Consider the following 23,881-nt stretch of genomic DNA (forward strand, 5'->3'; position numbering starts at 1 on the left):
ATGCAAAATGAAAAGACTGACGAGTTAACGCCAGTCTTTCTTTTTATCTGTTCGGCACATGATTTTTTGAGTAGGCGCGGTCGGCCAGTTGATTCAAATACGGTACCAGTCTCGGCCCGCGAACGTCGAGTAAATAGGTGGGAGAAGAAATGCCATCCTCTTCTTGGAAGGATGCTCCTTCAACCTCTTTGTAACCGAAAAATTTGATTAAATCCTGGAATGCTGAATTGGGTGTAGAAATCAGCATTCTCCCTCCTGTGAGCAGGAGCGGAAATAGATGATAAAGCAGAAAGTAGCCGGTTTCTGCGTCTTCATGTCTGCTTGAGCTCAGCATTCGAATGTACCAGCCGGATTGGGAATCCTGAGAAACCGAATATTCCTTTTCGTCCATCATGGACAAATCTTTAAAGTATCCTCTTGACGCCGGCGCAGATTTTAAATGTTGTATCGTCTCCCTGTTAATGGGAACGACAATGGAAAGTCCTAAATTCTGGCCATGCTCGTTTTTAACAAATTGAAAGGAAGGCCTGCGCTCATTATTCCAGCCGGGATTTAGGAAGCCGCTTGGGCTGAAGTCTTCCTCAGTGTTGGATAATTCAAGAATGTTTTCCATGAATGGTTGTTTCTTTTGCACGTATTCTTCCAGTTCCTCGAGATTATGTTTTCCAATCGGATCTAAATATTTATTCGAATCAGCTGTGCTTGTAAATAGAGAGGAGCGGGTGATTTCTTCTCCTACATGGTAAAGAAATTCGGCAAGGTTCCTGTCCGTTAATTCATTGGCACTCATTTTATGGAGAAAATGGTATGCGCTTTGTCTTCGAAGCAGATGGTAATTCTGCGGAGCTCCTTCTTTCAGCAATAGAATAATTTTTGAGCGGACCAGCTCGTGGATCGTCCAGCCGTGATTAGTTTTTTTGACAAACGGCAGGGACGTCAATTCTGCTATGGCCGTAGCTGATACACGCTCTTTGAGCACGTTGGAAATCAACGATTGGTTAAAGTGCCTGACAACAGAAGCGGTTTCGATCAGCAGCCGCCAATCCGGATCAGATATTCCTTCCAGCCAAGTTTTTATTAAGTAGGATAGACGTTCTTCCAAGGTGGGAGGATACGCACGTGTGTAGGCATCCTCGTAATGGCTGATACGGAAAAAGGAAAGGGCTAACGGGTGCCCATCCGTGTAATGCCATATATTCTTGAACGCTTTTTGTCCTTCCACTCCTGCTTCTTGTAAATACGTACAGCTCTCATCGTAATTAAAGCCTGTAAGCTGCAGCTGGGTAATGGATGCATGTAATGTGGAGGAATCCACCCACCCATCTGCCAGCGGGTGACGGCCGGCAATCACGACAAGGGTATTGGAAGGAAGCTGTTCAATGAATCCTTCCCGTAACTGTTGGCCTAAGCTGCCGAATTTTTCGAAATGGTCGATTGCAATGACAATCTGGTAAATTTTCGCGGCATTTTTAATGATATGCACGCAGTCGTCAAGCCCTAATGACTTAGCCGCATGAGGCGGTCTGATGTGAAGTTTTGTCGAAATCAAGTGAATCATCTGCTCTGCCAGGCAGGAAGGCGAATGAATGAGGTCATCGCTGTCCAAGTTAAAGTACACCATCTTATCCATAGGCTCTGTGATCTTTTGAAATGCCTGCAGAAGTGAGGTTTTTCCAATACCGGCTTCTCCGTAAATGTGGAGGAGGTGCTTATTGTGCCTGCTCTTACGCAGGAGGTCTTCAAATACGCGTAGTTCGTTTTTACGACCAATAAAAGCATCTCCGCCAAGGGTAGCTGACTTACCTTCCATAGCGGGCTTCCCAGCTGAATCTGTTAACCACACTAGTAATTCCTCCTCTTTCCTATTCATAAATAAAAAACTAGTGATCCTATTTAGGGAAATAAAGTTGAAGGGACAGTCAATTGTACGGCGCAGAGATTGCCAATCGAGAGAAGGTCAAGGGGAAATATAGTATATAATAACCGAATTTTCAGAAAAATTCAATAGGATTTATGTTAATTTTCCTTAAATTGTCCCTTTATCATATCTACTCAATTGTAAAAAAATCATTCCCATTACTAGATACAACTTCCAATTAGGGAGGGAAAACTAAAAAAATTTTAAAAAAATCCGCAAAAATCCGCTCCAAATATGGTTGCGCTTTCATTACTATTAAATAAGGTATTTTCAAATCATTATAATTGTATATCTTTGGAGATTTTCATGGGAAAGGCGCGCTGACAGCGGTGAGAAGGCGTGATTCCTCTTATTTTTCATGATATACTAGTAAAAAACTGAAAAAGACAGAATTTTAACACTTTTCGTCATGCTGAAACAGCTTTATTGATAAACAGAGGAGGAAGACGTCATGGAAAAGCATGGTTATCCTATCGCACAGGGATTGTACAACCCAGAGAATGAACATGAAGCTTGCGGAATAGGGATGATTGCCAACATTAATGGATCGAAATCACATAGCATTGTAGAAAATGCGATTACTATTCTTTGTAACTTAGAACACCGCGGCGGTCAGGCAGCAGATGTGAGTACAGGAGATGGCGCAGGAATCTTGACCCAGATTCCTCATTATTTTTTCAAAAAGCAATGTGAAAAAGAGGACATTGAACTTCCAGACGAAGGATTGTATGGAATAGGGATGGTTTTCCTCCCACATGTGCAGGAAATCCGTGTGAAATGCCTGGAGATCTTCGAACGGATCGTAAAGGAGGAAGGCCAGAACTTTCTTGGCTGGCGTACGGTGCCTGTTAATGATTCTTTTGTCGGGAAAGATGCTAAGAAAACGAAACCATTTATCCGCCAGGCATTTGTTTCGCCGGCCGATGACATAAATGATCAATTAACCTTTGAACGAAAACTATACATTATTCGTAAACGTACCGAGATTGAGATAGCGAGGATGGAAGGAAACGATGATTTTTATATCAGCAGTTTATCCTCCAGTACCATTGTTTATAAAGGAATGCTCATTCCGGAACAATTGGACTCCTTTTATATCGACCTCAATCACCCCGATTTCAAAACAGCTCTTGCTTTAGTCCATTCACGTTTTAGCACAAACACGTTCCCTAGCTGGAAAAGGTCACATCCTAACCGCTTTACAATCCACAATGGAGAATTCAATACGATTCGCGGTAACGTTAACTGGATGAGAGCCCGTGAAGAGCTGTGTAAATCGGGATATTTCAAAGAGGAAGATCTGCAGAAAATTTTACCTGTCATCGATTCAAGCGGAAGTGACTCTTCCATGTTTGACAACGCTTTTGAATTTTTATATTTGTCCGGACGTTCTCTTGCCCACACTGCTATGATGATGGTTCCAGAGCCATGGGCCAATGATAAATCCATGAAGCGGGAGAAGAAAGACTTTTATGAATATCACAGTTGTTTAATGGAACCATGGGACGGTCCGGCTGCGCTCGTCTATACAGATGGTAAGCAAATAGGCGCCTGCCTTGATCGTAACGGCTTAAGGCCCGCCCGCTATTACGTCACCAAGGATGGAATGATTGTCTTAGGTTCTGAAGTTGGCGCTCTTGATATTTTTGCTGATGATATCCTTTATAAGGATCGACTTAACCCAGGTAAAATGCTGCTCGTCGACCTGGAAAAAGGGGAAATTATCCCAGATGAACAAATCAAGATGGAAGTTGCCAAGGAACAGCCGTATGATCAATGGCTGGATGAGCATAAGTGGGACCTTGCCGACGTTCCAGCACCGAAAGAAGAGCCGGCTAAGAATATAGAGAACCTGCTTGAGCACCAGCTTGCTTTTGGCTATACAAAAGAGGAGCTTAATAAAATTCTAATTCCTTTAGTAGCAAGCAAGAAGGATCCTGTAGGCTCCATGGGCTATGATTCACCGCTGGCCGTTTTATCTAAAAAGCCCCAGCTCCTTTACAGCTATTTCAAGCAGTTGTTTGCCCAGGTGACCAACCCCCCTATTGATGCGATTCGTGAAAAATTGATCACAATGGTGGAAACGACGATCGGAGCAGAAGGAAACTTAGTCGAGCCAAAGCCTGAAAGCTGCAGGAAAATCAAACTTGATTCTCCAATTCTGTCAAACTATCAATTAGAGCAGCTCCGTCAGCAGGATTTGGAAGGCTTCCAATCGGAAACCCTTTCTATCCTTTTCAAAGCAGAGGAAGGCAGCAACCATATGGAAGCAGCTTTGGAATCGTTGTTTGAAAAAGCTGATCAAGCCATCAACAATGGAGCGACGCTGCTGATTCTTTCCGACCGTGGAGTAGATTCCAAGCATGCGGCCATTCCTGCATTGCTGGCCGTTTCCGGGCTGCACCACCATTTAATCAGGAAGAGCACGCGGACGAAAGTCAGTCTGCTCGTGGAATCCGCTGAACCTAGGGAAGTCCATCACTTTGCTTGTCTGCTTGGTTATGGCGCAGAAGGGATTAACCCGTATCTAACTTATGAATCACTTAACGATTTACTTCTGAAAGGAGAGATTCCTTTTGAAACGCTTGATGATGCGGTCGACCAGTTTATTCACTCCGTGACAGACGGCGTTATTAAAGTGCTTTCGAAAATGGGGATTTCCACTATTCAGAGTTACCGCGGCGCCCAAATATTTGAAGCCGTCGGCATTCAAACGGACGTCATCGAAAAATACTTTACCCGTACCGCATCAAGACTAGGCGGTATTGGCTTGGATATTATCGAAAAAGAAGTCTTAATGAGGCATGATCGGGCCTTTGCTGAAAAAAGAATTACAGAGGATGCTCTTGATTCAGGAGATGAATTCCAGTACAGAAGCAATGGAGAAGATCATCAGTACAATCCAAAAACGATTCATACGCTTCAGCATGCATGCCGGACCAATAACTATGAGCTGTACAAAGACTATTCCCAAATGCTGACGGATGAAACGAGCAATCTCCAATCCTTACGGGGACTGATCTCCTTTAAAGAACGACCTTCGATTCCTGTGAGCGAAGTCGAATCCGTTGAGGATATATGCAGACGTTTCAAGACAGGAGCTATGTCCTACGGTTCCATTAGTGAAGAAGCTCATGAAGCTTTGGCAATTGCGATGAATCGTGTTGGCGGGCGCAGTAATACAGGAGAAGGTGGAGAAAATCCTGATCGTTTTACTCCCGAAGAAAACGGCGACTCACGCCGAAGCTCCATTAAACAGGTGGCATCTGGACGATTCGGGGTTAATAGTCATTACCTTGTAAACGCTGATGAAATTCAAATCAAGATTGCCCAGGGTGCTAAGCCTGGGGAAGGCGGACACTTGCCAGGAAAGAAAGTGTACCCGTGGATTGCTGAAGTACGTGGATCCACACCGGGAGTAGAGCTCATCTCTCCTCCACCGCACCACGATATTTATTCGATTGAAGACTTAGCGGAATTGATCCACAACCTGAAAAACGCGAATCCGCGTGCCCGCGTCAGTGTTAAACTCGTATCAGCAGTAGGGGTAGGAACGATTGCTGCCGGAGTGGCGAAAGGCCGCGCTGATCTCGTGTTAATCAGCGGGTATGATGGAGGTACCGGAGCTGCGCCTCGCACGAGTATTAAACATGCCGGTCTTCCTTGGGAAATCGGTCTTGCTGAGACTCATCAAACGCTTTTATTAAACCGTCTGCGTGATCGTATTGTTGTGGAAACGGACGGAAAAATGATGACAGGAAGAGACATAGTGGTAGCCACATTGTTAGGTGCAGAAGAATACGGCTTCTCTACTGCTCCACTTGTTGTCCTTGGCTGTGTCATGATGCGCGTCTGCCACTTAAATACCTGCCCTGTTGGAGTCGCCACACAGGATCCGGAATTGAGAAAGAAATTTATGGGTGATCCGGAGCATGTCGCTAACTTTATGCGGTTTATTGCTGAAGAAGCTCGTGAGCTGATGGCTGAGCTTGGTTTTAGAACCATTAATGAAATGGTTGGCCGTACAGATGTACTGGAAGCCAACCAGGCCATTGATCATTGGAAAGCCAAAGGTGTCGATTTATCAGCATTGCTTTACCAGCCGGAAGTAAGAGAAGATGTGGGGCGCTATGCAATGATCGAACAAGATCACGGCCTTGATAAAACGATCGACATGGAAGAGCTTCTTCCACTTTGTAAGAAAACCCTTGAAAATCGGGAGCCCGTTGAAGGCACCGGCTCGATTCGGAACATCCACCGAGTTACAGGCACGATCCTCGGAAGTGAGATTACGAGAAGGTACGGGGCTGACGGGTTGGATGAGGATACGGTCCGTCTGACCTTTAAAGGCTCTGCAGGTCAAAGCTTTGGCGCTTTCATTCCAAAAGGCATGACCTTGAAGCTTGTCGGTGACGCCAATGACTACGTCGGCAAAGGGCTTTCCGGCGGAAAAATCATCGTCCATCCATCTCCAAGGTCGACGTTTGTTCCTGAAGAGAATACCATCATTGGGAATGTCTCTTTTTACGGGGCTTCCGGAGGCCAAGCCTACATTAATGGTTTCGCAGGTGAACGCTTCTGTGTAAGAAACAGTGGAGCAGAAGTAGTGGTCGAAGGCGTCGGGGACCACGGATGCGAGTATATGACCGGAGGAAAGGTAGTCGTGCTTGGTGCAACCGGCCGTAACTTTGCCGCAGGAATGTCCGGCGGGGTCGCCTATGTACTGGAAGATTTGGAAGTTCCCTTTGAAACAAAGGTTAACCGGGAGCTTGTCCTTATTCAGGAACTGACCGAACAGGAGGAAATGGAAGAGGTACGCCAGATGATCCAAAAACATGTGGATTATACGAACAGTCCTCTTGGACGCCGCATTCTGGATAACTGGACCGACTTCCTGCCAAGGTTTAAACGCGTCATTCCAAAAGCATACCTTGAAATTCAAGAACGGATTAAAAACTTAACTCAAAGCGGATTAAATAAATACGATGCTGAAATGACAGCATTTGAAGAAAGCAAAAAACCGGTAGAGGTCTAATTCACAAGGAGGGATACGATGGGGAAGTCAACTGGATTTATGGAGTATGAACGCCAAACACAGCGAGAACGTGATCCATCGACTCGTACGAAAGATTGGAAGGATTACACTCTCCCTATGTTAGACGAGGAAATTCAAAAGCAGGGAGCACGCTGCATGGACTGTGGTGTGCCTACCTGCCATACAGGAATGGAAATCAATGGTTCCACTACAGGATGCCCGGTTAATCACTTGATTCCTGAATGGAATGACCTTGTTTATCGTGGTCAATGGAAAGAAGCCTTAAAGGTGGAACATGAGAAGAATAACTTTCCGGAGTTTACGGGGATCGCCTGTCCGGCACCTTGTGAAGGTGCATGTGTTCTTGGAATCAACGAACCACCGGTAGCTATTCGGACCGTCGAACGTTCCATTATTGAAAAAGGCTTTGAAGAAGGCTGGGTCGTTCCTGAACCCCCGAAGATGAGGACAGGTAAAAAAGTTGCAGTAGTTGGTTCAGGTCCTGCCGGGTTAGCATCAGCAGCTCAATTGAACAAAGCCGGGCACACAGTGACCGTATTTGAACGTGCAGATCGTGTAGGAGGCTTGTTAACTTACGGTATTCCGGAAATGAAGCTTCCTTATTCCGTAGTGGAGCGCCGTATCACTATTCTCGAACAAGAAGGCATCAAGTTTATTACTAACACCGAAGTAGGAAAAGATTACCCGGTCTCACGTCTGCGGGACGAGTTTGATTCCATCATCCTTTGCGGAGGTGCCACCATTCCGCGGAATGTGGAAGTTGAAGGCAGAGACATGAAGGGCATCCATTATGCGATGGACTTCTTACATGCGAATACAAAGAGCTTGTTAGATACAGAGCACAGAGATGGAAATTATATTTCTGCAAAAGACAAAGACGTGATCGTCATTGGAGGAGGAGATACAGGAACAGACTGTATTTCAACTTCTGTACGTCATAACTGCAGAAGCCTCACCCAGTTTGACATTTATGATAAAAAGCAGGATGACCGCGATGATCTTACGAATCCTTGGCCGCAATATCCAATCGTTCACCGTGTTGAATACGGCCAAAAAGAAGCGGCGGCTGTCATGGGAAGAGATCCCAGGGCTTTTGCCGTGATGACGAAAAAATTCGTAGGAGATGAAAACGGCCGTGTAAAAGAGGTTCACACGGTTAACGTCAGACTGAAATTTGATGAAGAAGGTAATCGCTATCGTGAAGAAATTCCGGGTACGGAAAAAGTCTGGAAAGCAGACCTCGTGCTGCTCGCGATCGGTTTTACTGGTCCAGATCAGGATTTAATCGAAAAAATGGAAATTGAAACAGAAGCGAAATCGACAATCAAAGCAAAATACGGAGAATACAAAACCAATGTAGAAGGCGTATTTGCTGCAGGAGATATGCGCCGGGGACAAAGCTTGATTGTGTGGGCGATCAATGAAGGACGCGAAGCCGCAAGAGAATGCGACCGTTATTTAATGGGCGCGACCGATCTGCCTTAATTAAAGAAGGAGGAACCTATCTGAATCTGAATTCAGGTAGGTTTTTTGCATGCAAAGCAAAACTTCATTATTTCATAAATTTTAGAAATGTTTGTCTAATCTTCATTAATTTTGTCAAAATTATCCTGAATAATGATAGAATGGTTCATATATGCATGAGTATGGAGATAACAGAAGGAGGAGAAATCAATGGAAAATTTAAAGCCAAAATCGTTTGGGGAAATTCTGGATCAAACCTTTACGATTATTAAGCAGCATTTTACACAATTATTAATCATTTTGCTCGTACTCATCGGTCCCATTTATTTAATTAATTATTTATTTCAGCTTGCCAGTGGAGTAAATTTACTGACAGAGACTGGGGAGAAAGCCACTTTTATTCAGTCGATCATTTCTGATTTTGGTCAGGACTCGGAGGCCCCATTTGCCCAGGATCTCGATAGCGGGACAGGTGTTGTCGGAGGGGTCATCACATCACTCCTCAGTATTGTGTTGTACCCAATGGCCCAAGCAGCTATTATGTTCGCGGCAGGGCACAGTCTGCTTAATGAGAACTGGGAATGGCAGGGCACAGTTAAACGAGCATTCTCCAGGTTCTGGCCGCTTCTAGGAAGCACAATCCTTTTCGGTATAATCATTGGAGGCTTGTTCTTTTCTGGTATTCTAGGTGTAGTATTTAGTTCCTTCGCCACTTTTGCTTCAAGCAACCCGGGGCCGGGCGGAATTGTCGCAGCTGTTCTATTTATGCTCGCGATGGTTGTCTTGGTCGCTTTTCTAGCAACAAGATGGAGTATGTTTTTTGCGAGTGTCGCTTATGATAAAGTTGCTCCAGGACTTGGAACCAGCTGGCGGCTGACTAAAGGACGGTTCTGGTTCACATTAGGTATTTTTATTGTATTTGCCATTTTTTCTTTTATCATTAACTCCATTATTCAAGGGGTTGTTACATTAATTCTCGGCCCAAGTGTGCTTGCGAGCTTACTAACCAATATTGTGTCCCTCATCGTTTCACTCATCACTTATGTAGGGTATACGGTATTATTCTTTGATCTGAAGACACGTCACGAAGCGTCTGATGTGAAGCAGATGATCTCTACCTTTAAGGAAGACGAAGAAGAAACACCTCCCACTCTTTCCTAAACACAGGTGATGCAAAATGATAGCACCGGATAAGGCTGAAAAACAATTAAAAGCAATCTTAAATCAAGATGAATATCAGGCCTATTATGAAGAAAATAAGACCTTTTTTGATCGCATAAAGGAATGGATAGGCGATTGGGTGAAAAGCCTTTTTGAAAGGCTTTTTCCTAATGCCCATTTTTCCGAGCAGGCCACTGCCTTTTTCGGGTATGCGATAGGGATTATAGGAGTAGTCCTCTTTGTACTGGTTGTCCTTTATTTACGAAGAGGTTTATCCAAAAATACTTCTATGAAGTCCAGGAATGAACTTTTCCAGCAAAGTAGTAAACTGCAATGGTCTTTTAAAGAGCATGTCGCGGAAGCGGATCGTTTAGAAAAAGAAAACAATCTGAACGAGGCGGCCAGGCATTTGTTTATGGCCTTGCTTTTATTATTTGAAGAAAAAGAATGGGTCGTTCCAAAGGCATGGAAAACAAATCTCGACTACTATGAAGAACTGCAAGCAGTGGATCAACAGGCGGCTGAGAGGTTTTTAGCATTAGCCGTCGTCTTTGATGAAGTTACATATGGAACCCGAACGGTTACTCCAGTCGAGTACCAGAGGTTTGCAGACCAGGCGATGTCATGGCTGCCCAATCATGAGCAAAGCGGATAACACTCAGTCTATCGAAATAGGGGGATGGAGATGAGAAGGAATAAGAGAGCCTGGATTGGTTTATCCATTACCTTGATCGCAGTGATCCTGCTTGGAATGGCGCTTTCTTACTCAAAGCCGAAAGATTATGCCGACTATCTGTCTACTTCCCCTGCTCCATCGGGAGTTAAGGCTTTCTTTACTTATTTGCAGAAGGAACATGAAACAAGCAGGTGGAGAAGTACTCCTGACAGGCTTCCAAAGGAACGCCAGGATCTGCTGCTGATGATTGAGCCTTCTTATTCCCTGGACGAGGAGGCGATGGAAGAGTATACCCAGTGGATGGAATCAGGCGGTACAATATGGCTTGCGAGCAACAGCCCCACTGGATTTTTCGGTATCAAGGAGAAACCGGTCGAAAGCACGAGCTTCCCAGTGATAAAAAATGAAGCAGGGGACACGATGAACGGTGATGTACCAGCCCGGACAAGGCTGGTGACGAACGATCAGGATCAAGTGCTTTATAAGGATCAAAGCGGAGTCATTGCTCTTAAAAGAAACGTAGGTAAAGGAGCATTAATCGTTTCCTTAAGTCCTGGGTGGCTGACGAACAGAGAGATCCTGAAAAAGGATCACCTGCAGCTTGCTGGAGGAATGTTGAACGAGACGAACGCTCAAGATTTGTTGTTTGATGAATTCATACATGGAAAGGAACGAAAGCTGACGTTTTTAAAGCTATATCCTAAATGGCTGCTCGCTTTAGTGTTTCAGGCATTTTTGCTCGGTTTGTTATGGATTTGGATGAAAGGCAAGCGGTATGGCCCGGTCTTTAACCCAAGAGAAGAAACGGTTCGATTTGGAGATGAACGTTTGAGAGCGCTGGCCGCCTGGTACGTTAAAGGAGGTTTTTATGAAGAATCCTTATCTATCCAGGAGGATTACGTTCGTTCACTTATGAAAGATCGATGGGGAATTTCAAAGACTAAGAGCTGGAAGGAAGTTCAGTCGTTAATGGGAGACAAGCTGCCTGAGCATAAGCTTAAGAAGTGGTCTCATTACACAAAATTCCTGGACGAGCTGAGCGGAGAATCTCGTGTTCGTTCAAAAAGCTACCTAACCGCATCCAAACAATTAGAAGAAGTTAGGAAAGAGGTGGAAGAGAATGAATGAACAGCTAAGGGAGCTGCTCCGTAAATACGAGCAGGAAATTATCGGACAGAAGCATAATGTCAAACTGCTGGTGGCTTCGATTTTAGTGGGAGGTCACGTGCTTTTGGAAGGCGTCCCTGGGACAGGAAAAACGAAAATGGTAAGAACTCTGGCCAAGTTGTTAGGTGGAGAGTTTAAGAGAATTCAATTTACTCCGGATCTGCTTCCTAGTGATATCACTGGAAGCATGATTTACAACATGAAAGCCGGCACCTTCGAAACATTGAAAGGACCGGTTTTTACGAATGTCCTGCTTGCAGACGAAATCAACCGTACGCCTGCTAAAACACAGGCTGCTCTACTAGAGGCTATGGAGGAGAAACAGTTAACGATACAAGGGGATACGTACCAGTTACCGGATCCTTTTTTCGTCGTTGCCACACAAAACCCTGTTGAATATGAAGGGACATATCCACTCCCGGAGGCTCAGCAGGATCGGTTTATGTTTAAGCTGGATGTCACTTTTCCTGAATTTGAAGACGAATTAACAGTATTAAAGCAAAATATGGAAGCCAGGGAAATAACCGAAAATATGGAAGCAGCGATGAGTTTGGAAACAGCTGATCTCTTAAAAAAGGAAATTGAGCAGGTCACGCTTCAGGATTCCGTTTATCATTATATTATGACGATCGTCCGAAAAACCCGGGAATCCGATTCTCTCAGATATGGCGCGAGTACCCGCGCAAGTATTTCCATAGCAAAGGGGGCGAGGGCGTGGGCTTATCTTTCAGGCCGTGATTATGTTACCCCTGATGATGTAAAAGTCGTGGCGCTCCCTGCCTTGCGTCACCGAATCGTCTTAGCTCCGTACATGGAACTGGAGGGAGCAGCTCATGACCAGATCGTTCAAGACATTATGGGCGCGGTTCCTGTTCCGCGATAAAGGAATTCTCCCCACTCCGAGACTACTATTAGGTTTGCTTGCTGTTTCAATTGTGCTTATAGCAGCAGGAGCCATCGGGCTCTCCTGGCTATGGATTGTTGCTGTAGACGGTGCTTACATTCTAGCAAGCCTTGTTGACCTGCTTTCTTCTCCGAAAAAAAAGCAATTATGGATGGAAAGAATGATCGATGAAGAACTGGAAAGAGGCTTGAGCGTCGAAGGCAAAATTAAAGTGGGTAACCGCTCTGATAAGGGCGCTGTTTTTAAGCTCGTGGATGATTTTCCGGAAAGCTTTGAACGTCCGTTTCCTTTAAAAGGAATCATTGATCCCCACTCAGAGCAAGTGACTTCGTTCACTTTTAAAGCGCATCATCGCGGTGATTATTCACTCGAAGGGATTTATATTCGCTATCGTTCGAAGTTTGGGCTGTGGGAAAAACAGATGAAAGCCGGGCTGCAGGATCATATCCGTGTGCTTCCGGACATGACAGAGAGCCGGCAGTATTTGCTGGATGCTCAGCAATTTCTCTTATATGAAGGGGTCAAACAAAAGAAAAGAAAGCTCGGCTCAGGAGAGTTTTCTAAAATTCGTTCCTACGTAGTGGGGGATGATCTAAGAAAAATCAATTGGCGGCAAACCGCTAAATTGCAGGAACTCATGACAAATGAATATGAGCCGGAGCATGGCAAATACGTCACGATTCTGATTGATTGCGGCAGAATGATGGGAGTGGAGCTCGATAAGGGAAACCGGCTTGAGCGTTCACTTGAAGCTGCCCTGGCAGTTGCAACCGCTGCTTTGAAAAACGGGGATTACGTCTCCCTGCTAGCTTTTTCCAAGGAAGTAAAGGCTTTCGTGCCACCTGCAAAAGGCATGGCTCATTTTCAAACCATTATTAAAGAGATGTATAATCTTCAAGTCGACGATTACGAATCAAACTATGGAGCGGTATTTCACTATTTACAGACGATGCAGAAGAAAAGAAGTTTTCTTTTATTGTTTACAGACGTGAATTCCTTTATTTATGAGGATAGCCCGCTCTTTTATTTACAAAGAATCAGTAAAAAACATGTATTTTTAATGATTGGCGTACTAGACGAAGTTACGTCCTCATTGACGAAAGAAGAACCTGATACGGTTGAAAAAGCAATGGTCAAAAGCATGGCAGAGCGGCATATTTTGCTGAAGAAAAGGGAAATGGCAAAGTGGGAAAGGCAGGGGCTGCAGTGGGTGGAAGCTCCGGAAGAGCAGCTTGCCGCCTCCTCCGTAAGCTTATATGTGCAGATGTTAAACCGCGGGCTGATTTAACTTGCGTTTTTTCCTATACATCCGTTTTCCTACTCCCACATAGACAGCCAGTCCTAATAAGGTGACGATCGAAAACGCGTATTTTCCACTTAGCGGAAGAGGTGAAGGCGTGATGAAGCCTTCAATAATCCCTGCGATCACGAATAGTGGCAAGGTTCCAAGCAGAAGCTGCACAGATCGAAAAGCTTGGGATTTTAACTGGTAGATCCTCGATGTTTCTCCAGGTACAAAGAGTTTGTAGCCCATCATCAGTCCTGCACCGCCAGCAATGAAAATTGCTGTTAATTCAATGATCCCATGCGGAACGATATAGGCCCAAAACTCGTAAAATTTTCCGTAGTGCAGGAAAAAAGCTGCGACAGCCCCAATAATAATTCCGTTGTAAAGAAGCAGATAGACCGATAACAGACCAAAAGTCACTCCGCCCGCAAATGCCAGCAGAGCGACTTGAATATTATTGGTCATAATCGAGGCGGACATGACCGGGGAGTTGACCTGGTCATGGCCTTCTCCAAGACGGTCCGGGTCAATCGCATTCGCCATGGATTCAGGGAGCACAGCATAAAAATGAAGCGGATCTCCCCACACGGATAAAAAAGCTCCAACCGCACCGATTAAGAATAGGAGCATCGCAGCGATTACGAACTTCCACTGCTCCGTAAGCAGTTGAATAAATCTTGAACCGAAAAAAGCTTTTATCTGGCTCAGACTGGAGATTTGATCTTTATAGAAAAGATTATGAGCTTTTGCAGCTAAATCATTAAGGTAATCGGCTACATCTTCTTCAGGGAAATAGGTCTGCGTATAGGCTAGATGCTGGGCAGCCTTCTGGTAAAGCATTTGGAATTCTTCCACTTCATGAGGGGAGAGCCGTTTTGTATTCTTATCCAGCTTGTGGAGGATCTCTTCAAGCCGTTTCCAGTCTTGACGATGAGATTTAATAAACTGCTGGTAATTCATAGAGCCATTCCTTTCGAATTCTATTTTTTTACAAGTAATTCTATTATAAAAGATAATGAATAGGGAAAGAACCCATAAGACATATAAAGCAATAAAATTAGAGAGGGGATTGGAATGAACCAGCCTCAATTGAACATCAAGACTCCTGAGCACGTTGCTCTTCAATTTAACCTAGCGGGATTAGGAAGCAGAGCCGCTGCACAAATCATTGATTCTGTACTGCTTACCGTTATGTACATCGGTCTGTTTCTAGCGGCTGTGTTTATCAATTCCCACAGCACATGGTTTTTACTATCAGAAGTAAGTGCCTATGTTACCGCGGTTATTATTGTGGTCACGTTTCTTATATTCTGGGGATACTTTTTTCTATTTGAATTGTTAACCGGAGGAAAGACACCGGGAAAAATGCTGGTCGGCATTCGTGTCATTCAAGAGAATGGGAGCAGTGCGACGGCGATATCGCTGCTTATTAGAAATCTATTGCGCATTGTCGATATGCTTCCCACCAATTATTTACTGGGGATGGCATTTGTTTTCTTCCACACTCATCATAAAAGGATTGGAGATATTGTGGGCGGGACGCTCGTTGTCTATGAAAGAAAAAAGAAAAATGAAGGACGCAGAAAGAAAACGCCATTGGAAAAGGAAATCAGCCGCCGGGGAATTACGGAAGACAGCTTAGTCCTGGAGGAACAGGTAAGGAGACGGATCACGAATAAAGAATGGAAGCTGCTGCAAACCTACATGCAGCGTTTCCCGAGATTACGTGGGACAGAAAGAGAAAATATAAGCTTTGAAGTCGGATCCATTCTCCTGCCCCTGGTCGAGATCGATTATGAAGGGAAAACGACGGAGGAACGAGAAGATTTACTTATAGCTTTATATTTGAATGTAAAAGAAGACTGGGAATTTGAGCTTTAAGGAGGCCGTTTTATGTATAAGGTTGGAGCACAAAGACAGGAACAATATTTGAAGGAGCTGCAGGAGTTTTTAAAAATCCCAAGTATCTCTTCTCTTTCCAGGCATAAGGAAGATGTTCACAGAGCCGCGGACTGGTTAGCAAAAGCCTTTGAGGAGATTGGGATGGACAATATTAAAATCGTAGAAACGGAAGGACATCCAATTGTTTATGCAGACTGGCTTCATGCTCGGGATAAGCCTACTGTGCTCATTTACGGCCACTATGACGTGCAGCCTTCTGACCCGGATGAGCTCTGGGAAACGCCCCCGTTTGAACCTGTCATCAGGGACGGCAAACTGTTTGCCAGGGGAGCGACGGATGATAAAGGACAGTTATTCATTCACTTAAAAGCCATTCAAATGCTGATGGAAGAGGATGGCACCCTGCCGGTGAATGTGAAATTTGTCATTGAAGGAGAGGAGGAGCTTGCTAGTCCGAACCTTCCTCCATTTATTGAAGATCAAACAGAGAAGCTTGCTTGTGATACCGTCTTGATCTCTGATACGTCCTTTATCGAGAAGGGACAGCCGGCAATATGTACATCGTTGCGCGGAGCACTTGCGATGGAGCTGACCGTGAAAACGGCAAATACGGACCTGCATTCGGGATCGTACGGTGGAGGGGTTCCTAACGCGGTTCATTCACTAATTGCCATTCTCGATTCCCTTCATCATAAAGACGGCAAAGTAGCGGTGGAAGGATTTTACCAAGGAGTTCCGGAACCAACTGAGGCGTTAAGAAAAGAAGTAGCAGAAATTCCTTTTGATGAAGAAAAAGTGAAGAGTGAATTTGGGCTTACAGCCATGTCAGGAGAACAGAAGTTTACGTTTCAAGAGCGGACGGGAATTCGGCCGACTTTGGAAATCAACGGCATTACAGGCGGCTTCCAGGGAGAAGGGTTGAAAACGATTGTTCCAGGAGAAGCAAGTGCGAAAATCAGCTGTCGTTTAGTTGGCGAGCAGGATCCCGGGCAGGTTTATGAACGGATACAGAAGCATATAGATGCTTTTACCCCTGTTGGAGCGACGGTTCAATTACAGCAGTACATCAAGGCAAAACCAGTGTCTTTAGACTCCCGAGATCCTATGATTCAAAAAGCTTCTCAAGCCTATGAGGCTGTTTATAACACGCCGGCCCTATTTCCTAAAGAAGGCGGCTCCATTCCGATTGTTGAGGTTTTCGCAAGAGTCTTGGAGGCCCCTGTCGTATTGATGGGATTTGGTCTCCCAACAGAAAATTTACATGCACCGAACGAACATTTCCAATTGGAGAATTTTACAAAAGGGATCGAAACCGTCTGTTATTACTTCAAAAGTTTATAAAAGTAAGAAACGCCAGATTTTTTTAAAATCTGGCGTTTACTCTTCTTCTGCACAGTCATAACAGCTCAAGAGCTGATCTTCATCTACTACCCCGTTTAAAAAGCCATCCAGACAATATACCTCTGCACCACAGTATCTACAGTTCCCAACTAAATCCTGCACTCCATTTCACCTCAAATCCTTTGTTGTATTCTTCCAGGTAAAAAACAAGATATCCTCTATATCTATAAAATTCAGCTGATAAAGAAGGGATATTGAGAAAAATTAAGAAAACGAAAGAATTACCCTTAAAATATTTACTTTTACTAAATATCTGGTATTATATAAAAGGATTTGATGATTTTTGATAAAAGGAGATTAAGAAGAAATGGTTACCTCATTACTTTTGCTTTCGCTAACAGTATTTCTTATGTTCCTGTTTTTATACGCAGGGGATAAGCTTCTTACTTTAAGCAGGGCCGGCCGGCAGAATGTGCCGCAATCTATTCAGCCTGTCCAGCTGGAAATGGATCATAGCCCTGAATAACATATAGAAAAAGACTGGCTTCCTATAGGGAAACCAGTCTTTTTATTATTATTAATCTTCTGCTACAGGGTATACCCCGTTTTCATCGTGAACTTCTGTGCCTTTGATTGGAGGGTTGAATACGCAAACCATACGCATATCTGTTTTAGCGCGCAGGTAATGTTCATCATTTTCATTCAGTGCATAAAGCGTATCTTTTTTAATCGGCCACACTTTGTTGTCTTTTAAAGTGACCACTTCGCCCTCTCCTTCAATGCAATAAACAGATTCTAAGTGGTTCTGGTACCAGATATGAGTTTCCGTTCCAGCTTTAATGACTGTATCGTGGACGGAATATCCCATGTTGTCGTCTTTAACGATCAATCTGCGGCTGACCCAGTTTCCACCGTCTACATTTTGTTCGCTTTTTTGTACGTCTTTTAAGTTTACTACTTTCATGTCTAGTGCTCCTCCTGATAAGTGGTTTATTTAGAATTTGATACCGGTTGTTTGAGTAACGTTTTAATGGACTCTTCAATAATAACTAAACCTTCTTTTAACGCTTCAATATCTATATTGATCGCCGGGAACAATTTGAAGACTTCATCGTTAGGTCCGGCAGTCTCAAGAATTAATCCGCGATTGAATGCTTCAGCGGCGATATCTGAAGAAAGGCCTTCTTTTTCAGACTTGATTCCAATCATTAACCCTCTGCCCATCACTGTACCTTCTAATTCAGGGTATTGTTTTGTAAGAGAAGTAAGGAATTCTTCAACAAGCTGTGATCTTTCCTTAATCCCCTTTTCAAAGTCTTCATCTTCCCAGTATTCCAGTGCAGCTGTTGCAGTGGTAAATGCGTGATTAAAACCACGGAATGTACCATTGTGCTCTCCTGGACTCCAAATATCAAGATCCGGACGGAAAAGCGTAATCGCAAATGGCAGTCCATACCCGCTTAGAGATTTAGACAAGCATACAATATCAGGCTGGATTCCTGCAGGTTCAAAGCTGAAGAACGTTCCAGTACGGCCTACACCGGCTTGAACGTCATCAATGATCAGCAGGATGCCGAAACGTTTACAGATTTTATCTACGCGCTGCAGCCATTCCATGCGGGCAGTATTGAGGCCGCCTTCTCCTTGCACAGTTTCCAGAATCATGGCTGCAGGAAGTTCTACACCGCTTCCGCTGCTTTCAAGGAACGTTTCGAGGTATTCAAGAGTATCGCGTTCCTCATCCACAAAATTGTCATATGGCATCGTAACCGCATGGTTTAATGGAATGCCTGCCCCTTTGCGCTTCATAGAATTCCCTGTTACAGAAAGGGAACCGATTGTCATGCCGTGGAAGCCGTTCGTAAAGCTGATGACATTCGTACGTCCGGTTACTTTGCGGGCAAGCTTAAGTGCACTTTCTACGGTATTCGTTCCGGTAGGTCCAGGGAACATGATTTTATAATCCAAATCCCTTGGTTTAAGAATGACCTCATTAAATTTCTCTAAAAAGGTACGCTTGGATGAAGAAGCCATGTCTAATGAATGGGTAATCCCATCATCCGTAATATATTCAATCAGCTTCTGCTTCATTTTCTCGTCATTATGGCCGTAATTCAAAGCGCCGGCCCCAGAGAAAAAGTCGATATATTCTTTTCCGGCTTCATCCCACATCTTATGCCCTTTTGCTTTTGTAAAAACGGTAGGAAAGCCGCGGTAGTAACTCCGTACTTCTGATTCTATTTGGGAAAAGACTTGTAAGTCATTTTGATTCATTTTTAATATCCTCCTTGAAATGGGGGTCGATCGTTTTCCTATTTTTTAAAAGGTCCAATTCTAAAGTTCAGTTCTTCTTCATGGTCTTCACTAGGAAATAACTCATCTGAGAATCTTTCTGTAATTTTACAATTCGTTTGATGTTCGCGGGCCATCCCTTTAAACAGGGATTGAGAGGCTTCATTCGATGGGGTAACAGTGGCCTCAAGATAATGAACATCTGCACAAGCAGGTCTGTTCATTAGTTCGTTTAACAATTTTGATGCTATCCCTTTTCCTCTCTGAGAAGAATCTACACCTATTTGCCAAACAAACACCACATCTGGGTGATTGGGAGGAATTAAGGCAGTTACAAATCCTACTAATTTATCTCTCTCTTTAGCTACTACACAAGTCTCTGCGTAAAACTCACTCATTAACAAGTACTTGTAAACAGAATTCTGATCAAGCGTGGAATTGTCCACTAGTTCCCACATTGCTCTTCCGTCTTCCAGCGTTGGAATGGAAAATGTAATGGTTTCTGCTTTTCCAGGTAAATCTGTTGCTGTAGAACTAATCATTGTTTCTCCTTTCGTCACACGTAATGGTAAAACTAATGGTACGTCATATATGGTATAAAGCATGGAAAAAATAAGCAAACCAATTAAATGCGGTTATATCGGGATTTAAGGTTGTGAGACACACTTATTCGAAATAAGGATAGAATTCCTCAAGTATATTTAGGATTTCTGATAATTATAAACAATTCGGAACATTTTCAGGGGGATTTTGTGAAGAAGCAAACAAATGCTGTAAAGACCTCCTTTAATTTAGCTGTTTTTTCATTAATTGGAATTGGCTGGGAATAACCGGAGCAAGCCGTGATCAGCGGATTTTCGGGATTTTTTCCTGCACAGCTTAGTCTTTAAATACCCCGTTATCTGGTCCTGAAACCTTTGGTGAGTTTGGTGATGTAAAATGTTTGTAAAAGCTTACAAGAAGTAGAGTGGATAAGATAAAAAAGAAGAACCTTGACGGAAAATAAGTGTCGATTAAGAAAAATAAGACATTTTGCATTACAAAAGCGGCTATTATTCATTAATCCGCCTATTTCCTCTCATTCTCCACCTTTCGTTCTTTTAAAATTTATTACATTACATTTAGACTGTTATGAAGTTGAGGGCATGAGTACTGAATATGGTCAGCACATAACTAATTTTCCCATCACTAAGGATGTAAATGTTTGACAAATCCAGTAAAATTCCAGAGGATTATGTACAGGGTTAATGAATCGAAAATTCGTTAGGAAGGGAAATTGATTCATCCATAGCTCTTTGGTTATTACAAAGTAGAGCTGAGCAAAGATAAGAATTCTATTATTCTAAATAACCATCAGGAGGTTTTCAAAATGACAAAAGCGATGAAATCGATTCTTTTATTGTTTATGCTTTCGATTGTACTGACTGCGTGCAGTTCAAATACAGAAGGGAACAGCAATGATTCCAGCAGTGATGATCCTTCTTCCAGTGAAGAAAAAGCTGATGGAGAACCAACAGAATCAGAAGGCTCATCAAATTTTGAAGATCTGGGAATGGGAGATACAGTTGATCTTGATACCAATGTCGGAAGCTTTAAGGTGACGCTGACTGGTGCAGAAATGAAGGATAAGGTGCAAGGAGAACCTACACAGCAAGGGACGTATGTGATCACAAAGCTCAAGATTGAGAATACAGGCGACGAACCTTTGAAAGTGGAGGATCCCATCAGCTCGATGAGTCTGTATAACGATACGAAAGAATCGGACGTTGCCTGGCTCCTTTTGGGTGATCAGAAAGAATGGAAAGGGGAACTGCAGCCGGGAGAGTCTTCATCAGGAGAATTAACGTTTGATACGGAGAAAACGCAGAATTATGAATTAGCGTTAAGGTACGTAGATGGAGAAGGCAAGACGCTTCGCTGGAAATTCTCAGCAAACGAAATGAAATAGATTCTTTATTGTTCATAGAGGAAGAGAGATTACTTAGGTTAACGTAAGATCTTTTTAATAAATGGTCATGAAGGTTCTGGATAGGAGGTTACCCATTTTTCTAGTTGAAAGGGTGGTACATAAAGATGGAGAATTTCATAGAGCAGATCGTCGGTTGGGGCATTGATTTAATTATTTATCATTCGATTATTTCCTTTATCATATTTATTGTACTTATAGCCACTGTGGATTTTATTTTTAAATATAACCGCAATGACCCCAGAAACATGGACTGATTTGAAAATCAAATTGCAGGAATTTCTTATAAGCAACGGTAATAAGTAAGGAAATTCCATAAGTGCAGGTCATAAAGGTTAAGGCAGACTTTCCGGTAGTCTGTCTTTTTTACTATTTATACATTTGGATTATTCTGAAAAAAGAAACAATGCTATAATTATGGAAAGGATTCCCTTTATTGGTCTAAACCATTTATTTATGGAGGAGGAGAAATCATGAGTGAAGTAAAGTTGATTCCTTATCAAGTGGATGAAGTATTAGATGCAACAGAAGAAGTCCCGGAAGGTATTCAAATGATTGAAGCTCCAGCGTTATGGGATAGGACAGATCAAGGAAAGGGAAGTGTGGTAGCGATCATTGATACAGGCTGCCAAATTGATCATCCCGATTTAAAGGGAAGAGTGATCGATGGAAAAAACTTCACCTCAGACTACAGTGGAGACGAATCTAATTATAATGATAACAATGGGCATGGCACCCATGTGGCGGGTACGATAGCCGCTGTCGAAAATGGCACAGGGGTGGTAGGGGCAGCACCCCAGGCAAGCTTACTTATTTTAAAAGTATTATCCGGCTCTGGAAGCGGTCAATTTGACTGGATCATTAAAGCGATTGATTATGCAGCAAATTGGGAAGGGCCAAACGGAGAGAAGGTCCGTGTAATCTCTATGTCCTTAGGCGGTCCCACAGATATTCCAGAGCTTCATGAAGCAATTAAAGAAGCGGTCAGTAAAGATATCTCAGTTGTATGTGCAGCAGGAAATGAAGGAGATGGACGTGCGGATACAGATGAGTATGCTTATCCAGGCGGATATCCAGAGGTAATTGAAGTCGGCGCTATTGATTTAAATCGAAAAATCGCCGATTTCACTAATACAAATCACGAAATTGACTTAGTGGCTCCGGGTGTAAAAATTTTATCGACTTATAAAGATAGTAAATATGCCCGTTTATCAGGGACTTCCATGGCAACTCCACACGTGTCCGGTGGCCTGGCTGTGTTGATTCCGTTAGTAGAACAGCAGTTCAACAGGAAATTAACAGAGCCGGAAATTTATGCTCAATTGATTAAGCGGACGCTGCCACTTGGTAATCCAAAAACGGCTGAAGGTAATGGCCTGTTATCCCTTGCCCTTAATGACAAGGTAGAAGCATTACTTACGGTGTATAATGGTTCCTGGAAAAGTGCCGGCAGCCAAACGCAGACGAAGGCCAACTAAAAATTTGTCGATATTGCCCGGGAAATAATTTTGTTTAAAAATGAACAATCATAAAGCGGAAAAACCAGCTTCTCAACTCAATGAGAAGCTGGTTTTTTACTTCGTGATATCTGCTAAGATTTTATAGGAATTTAATCGATCCTTATGGTTATAGATTTGTGAAATGACCATCATTTCATCTGCTTCTGTCCGGTCTAAAAAGCTTTGTAATTCATCTTTAACTTTTTCTGGACCTCCAATAATAGAAGAACCTAATTTTTGTTGCAGTAAGGCTTCTTCCTGGTGGGTCCAAATAGTGTCCATGCTTTCTACAGGTGGCTGGAGGGGTAGATTTGTGTTCCGGATCAGATTGATAAATTGCTGTTTAAGCGACGTCGATAAGAATTCAGCTTGTTCATTATTTTTTGCTGCTACTACATTAACTCCGACCATAGCATAAGGTTCTTGTAACACCTCAGAAGGCTCAAAGCTGTCCCGATACAGTTGGAGCGCCGGAAGTGTTTCGTTCGGAGAAAAATGGCTGGCAAAAGCAAATGGAAGTCCAAGCTGCCCTGCAAGCTGAGCACTAAAACCACTGGAGCCCAGCAGCCATATCGGGATATCCAGCCCTTCCCCGGGGATCGCTCTTACATGACTGTTTCCAGAGCGCAAGCCGTCGTGAAAATACCCTCTAAGCTCATCCAATTGTTGAGGGAAATTGTGACCGCTGCTTCCTGAACCGCGTCTGAGGGCATGAGCCGTGACCTGGTCAGTTCCGGGAGCTCTTCCTAGTCCTAAATCAATTCTTCCTGGGTAAAGTGTTTCAAGTGTCCCGAATTGTTCAGCTACCATAAGTGGTGCATGGTTTGGAAGCATAATCCCTCCGGATCCTACACGAATGGTATTCGTATGGGAAGCCACATGACCGATTAATACAGAAGTAGCAGAACTTGCAATAAACGGCATGCTGTGGTGTTCCGCAAGCCAGTAACGGGTAAAGCCCAAATCCTCCGCATACCTGGCTAAATCAATTGTGTTCTTATACGATTCGGCAGGGCCGCCTCCTTCGGTGATAGGAGCTAAATCTAAGACTGAATAGTTGATCTCTGAGAGTTGTTTTTGTGTCATTCCATCCACTTCTTTCTTTAGCGATTACTTAAACTTAGCTTCAGTTTATCAAGGTTATTTCGAGTATCAAAATAATTTGTTCTCCCCGATGATTCTTCTTTCAGCACTTCTTTACATAAAAAATCTTTCTCAGTGGCAAGTTATACCTATGTATGGCATGT

Annotated in this window: 20 protein-coding genes; 13 read left to right on the forward strand and 7 right to left on the reverse strand. The window is 43.4% G+C overall.

What is annotated here, in order from left to right:
- Positions 1 to 43 precede the first annotated feature (43 nt).
- Positions 44 to 1,843 (reverse strand): AAA family ATPase, encoded by a 1,800-nt coding sequence (locus tag MUN89_RS03470; protein ID WP_244711440.1) that lies wholly within the window; start codon positions 1,841 to 1,843, stop codon positions 44 to 46.
- Between the two features lie 526 nt (positions 1,844 to 2,369).
- Here MUN89_RS03470 and gltB point away from each other — a divergent pair.
- From gltB to MUN89_RS03505, 7 genes are all read left to right on the forward strand, one after another.
- Entirely contained in the window at positions 2,370 to 6,953 is a 4,584-nt protein-coding gene (gltB, locus tag MUN89_RS03475; RefSeq protein WP_244711442.1) for a glutamate synthase large subunit, read from the forward strand.
- An 18-nt stretch (positions 6,954 to 6,971) separates the two neighbouring features.
- Positions 6,972 to 8,459, forward strand: a complete 1,488-nt coding sequence (locus MUN89_RS03480) for a glutamate synthase subunit beta (RefSeq protein ID WP_244711444.1) — start codon at positions 6,972 to 6,974, stop codon at positions 8,457 to 8,459.
- Positions 8,460 to 8,648: 189 nt separating this feature from the next.
- Positions 8,649 to 9,599, forward strand: coding sequence for a DUF7847 domain-containing protein (locus tag MUN89_RS03485; RefSeq protein WP_244711446.1), 951 nt, complete (start codon positions 8,649 to 8,651; stop codon positions 9,597 to 9,599).
- Positions 9,600 to 9,615: 16 nt separating this feature from the next.
- Positions 9,616 to 10,254: a DUF4129 domain-containing protein gene (locus tag MUN89_RS03490; RefSeq protein WP_244711447.1), complete on the forward strand. Its 639-nt coding sequence runs from the start codon at positions 9,616 to 9,618 to the stop codon at positions 10,252 to 10,254.
- A 30-nt stretch (positions 10,255 to 10,284) separates the two neighbouring features.
- Entirely contained in the window at positions 10,285 to 11,403 is a 1,119-nt protein-coding gene (locus MUN89_RS03495) for a DUF4350 domain-containing protein (RefSeq protein ID WP_244711449.1), read from the forward strand.
- A complete protein-coding gene (locus tag MUN89_RS03500; RefSeq protein WP_244711451.1) occupies positions 11,396 to 12,325 on the forward strand; it encodes an AAA family ATPase in 930 nt (309 codons plus the stop codon). Before MUN89_RS03495 ends, MUN89_RS03500 begins: the two co-directional genes overlap by 8 nt.
- Complete coding sequence (locus MUN89_RS03505; protein WP_244711453.1) at positions 12,276 to 13,634, forward strand: DUF58 domain-containing protein; 1,359 nt, start codon at positions 12,276 to 12,278, stop codon at positions 13,632 to 13,634. The genes MUN89_RS03500 and MUN89_RS03505 overlap by 50 nt, the downstream gene beginning before the upstream one ends.
- Here the strand turns inward: MUN89_RS03505 and MUN89_RS03510 are convergent.
- Positions 13,614 to 14,594 carry a stage II sporulation protein M gene (locus tag MUN89_RS03510; RefSeq protein WP_244711455.1) on the reverse strand — a complete coding sequence of 327 codons (981 nt, stop codon included), beginning with the start codon at positions 14,592 to 14,594 and terminating at the stop codon, positions 13,614 to 13,616. The two genes, MUN89_RS03505 and MUN89_RS03510, sit on opposite strands and share 21 nt — an antisense overlap.
- Positions 14,595 to 14,708: 114 nt before the next feature.
- On the opposite strand from MUN89_RS03510, the gene MUN89_RS03515 reads away from it, so the two are divergent.
- A complete protein-coding gene (locus tag MUN89_RS03515) occupies positions 14,709 to 15,515 on the forward strand; it encodes an RDD family protein (protein ID WP_244711457.1) in 807 nt (268 codons plus the stop codon).
- A gap of 12 nt (positions 15,516 to 15,527) precedes the next feature.
- A complete protein-coding gene (locus MUN89_RS03520) occupies positions 15,528 to 16,877 on the forward strand; it encodes a dipeptidase (protein WP_244711459.1) in 1,350 nt (449 codons plus the stop codon).
- A 36-nt stretch (positions 16,878 to 16,913) separates the two neighbouring features.
- On the opposite strand, the gene MUN89_RS21795 is transcribed toward MUN89_RS03520, so the two are convergent.
- On the reverse strand, positions 16,914 to 17,039 hold the full coding sequence (locus tag MUN89_RS21795; protein ID WP_256464014.1) for a hypothetical protein: 126 nt from the start codon (positions 17,037 to 17,039) through the stop codon (positions 16,914 to 16,916).
- A 205-nt stretch (positions 17,040 to 17,244) separates the two neighbouring features.
- On the opposite strand from MUN89_RS21795, the gene MUN89_RS03525 reads away from it, so the two are divergent.
- Positions 17,245 to 17,403 (forward strand): hypothetical protein, encoded by a 159-nt coding sequence (locus MUN89_RS03525; RefSeq protein ID WP_244711461.1) that lies wholly within the window; start codon positions 17,245 to 17,247, stop codon positions 17,401 to 17,403.
- 51 nt (positions 17,404 to 17,454) lie between these two features.
- Here MUN89_RS03525 and MUN89_RS03530 read toward each other — a convergent pair whose 3' ends face one another.
- The 3 genes from MUN89_RS03530 to ectA are packed head-to-tail and all read right to left on the reverse strand — an operon-like array spanning position 17,455 to position 19,711.
- Entirely contained in the window at positions 17,455 to 17,841 is a 387-nt protein-coding gene (locus tag MUN89_RS03530; RefSeq protein ID WP_244711462.1) for an ectoine synthase, read from the reverse strand.
- Positions 17,842 to 17,867: 26 nt separating this feature from the next.
- Positions 17,868 to 19,151, reverse strand: coding sequence for a diaminobutyrate--2-oxoglutarate transaminase (ectB, locus tag MUN89_RS03535; protein WP_244711463.1), 1,284 nt, complete (start codon positions 19,149 to 19,151; stop codon positions 17,868 to 17,870).
- A 38-nt stretch (positions 19,152 to 19,189) separates the two neighbouring features.
- On the reverse strand, positions 19,190 to 19,711 hold the full coding sequence (ectA, locus tag MUN89_RS03540; RefSeq protein WP_244711464.1) for a diaminobutyrate acetyltransferase: 522 nt from the start codon (positions 19,709 to 19,711) through the stop codon (positions 19,190 to 19,192).
- Positions 19,712 to 20,538: 827 nt separating this feature from the next.
- Between ectA and MUN89_RS03545 the strand changes: the two genes are divergently transcribed.
- The 3 genes from MUN89_RS03545 (at position 20,539) to MUN89_RS03555 (ending at position 22,613) form a co-directional block, all read left to right on the forward strand.
- A complete protein-coding gene (locus tag MUN89_RS03545) occupies positions 20,539 to 21,117 on the forward strand; it encodes a DUF4352 domain-containing protein (protein WP_244711465.1) in 579 nt (192 codons plus the stop codon).
- Positions 21,118 to 21,242: 125 nt separating this feature from the next.
- On the forward strand, positions 21,243 to 21,392 hold the full coding sequence (locus MUN89_RS03550) for a hypothetical protein (protein ID WP_244711467.1): 150 nt from the start codon (positions 21,243 to 21,245) through the stop codon (positions 21,390 to 21,392).
- A 216-nt stretch (positions 21,393 to 21,608) separates the two neighbouring features.
- Complete coding sequence (locus MUN89_RS03555) at positions 21,609 to 22,613, forward strand: S8 family peptidase (protein ID WP_244711469.1); 1,005 nt, start codon at positions 21,609 to 21,611, stop codon at positions 22,611 to 22,613.
- 96 nt (positions 22,614 to 22,709) lie between these two features.
- Here the strand turns inward: MUN89_RS03555 and MUN89_RS03560 are convergent, their stop codons facing one another.
- A complete protein-coding gene (locus MUN89_RS03560; protein WP_244711471.1) occupies positions 22,710 to 23,720 on the reverse strand; it encodes an LLM class flavin-dependent oxidoreductase in 1,011 nt (336 codons plus the stop codon).
- Positions 23,721 to 23,881: the final 161 nt, after the last annotated feature.

The sequence above is a fragment of the Halobacillus salinarum genome, assembly GCF_022919095.1.
Classification (GTDB): Bacteria; Bacillota; Bacilli; order Bacillales; family Halobacillaceae; genus Halobacillus_B; species Halobacillus_B salinarum.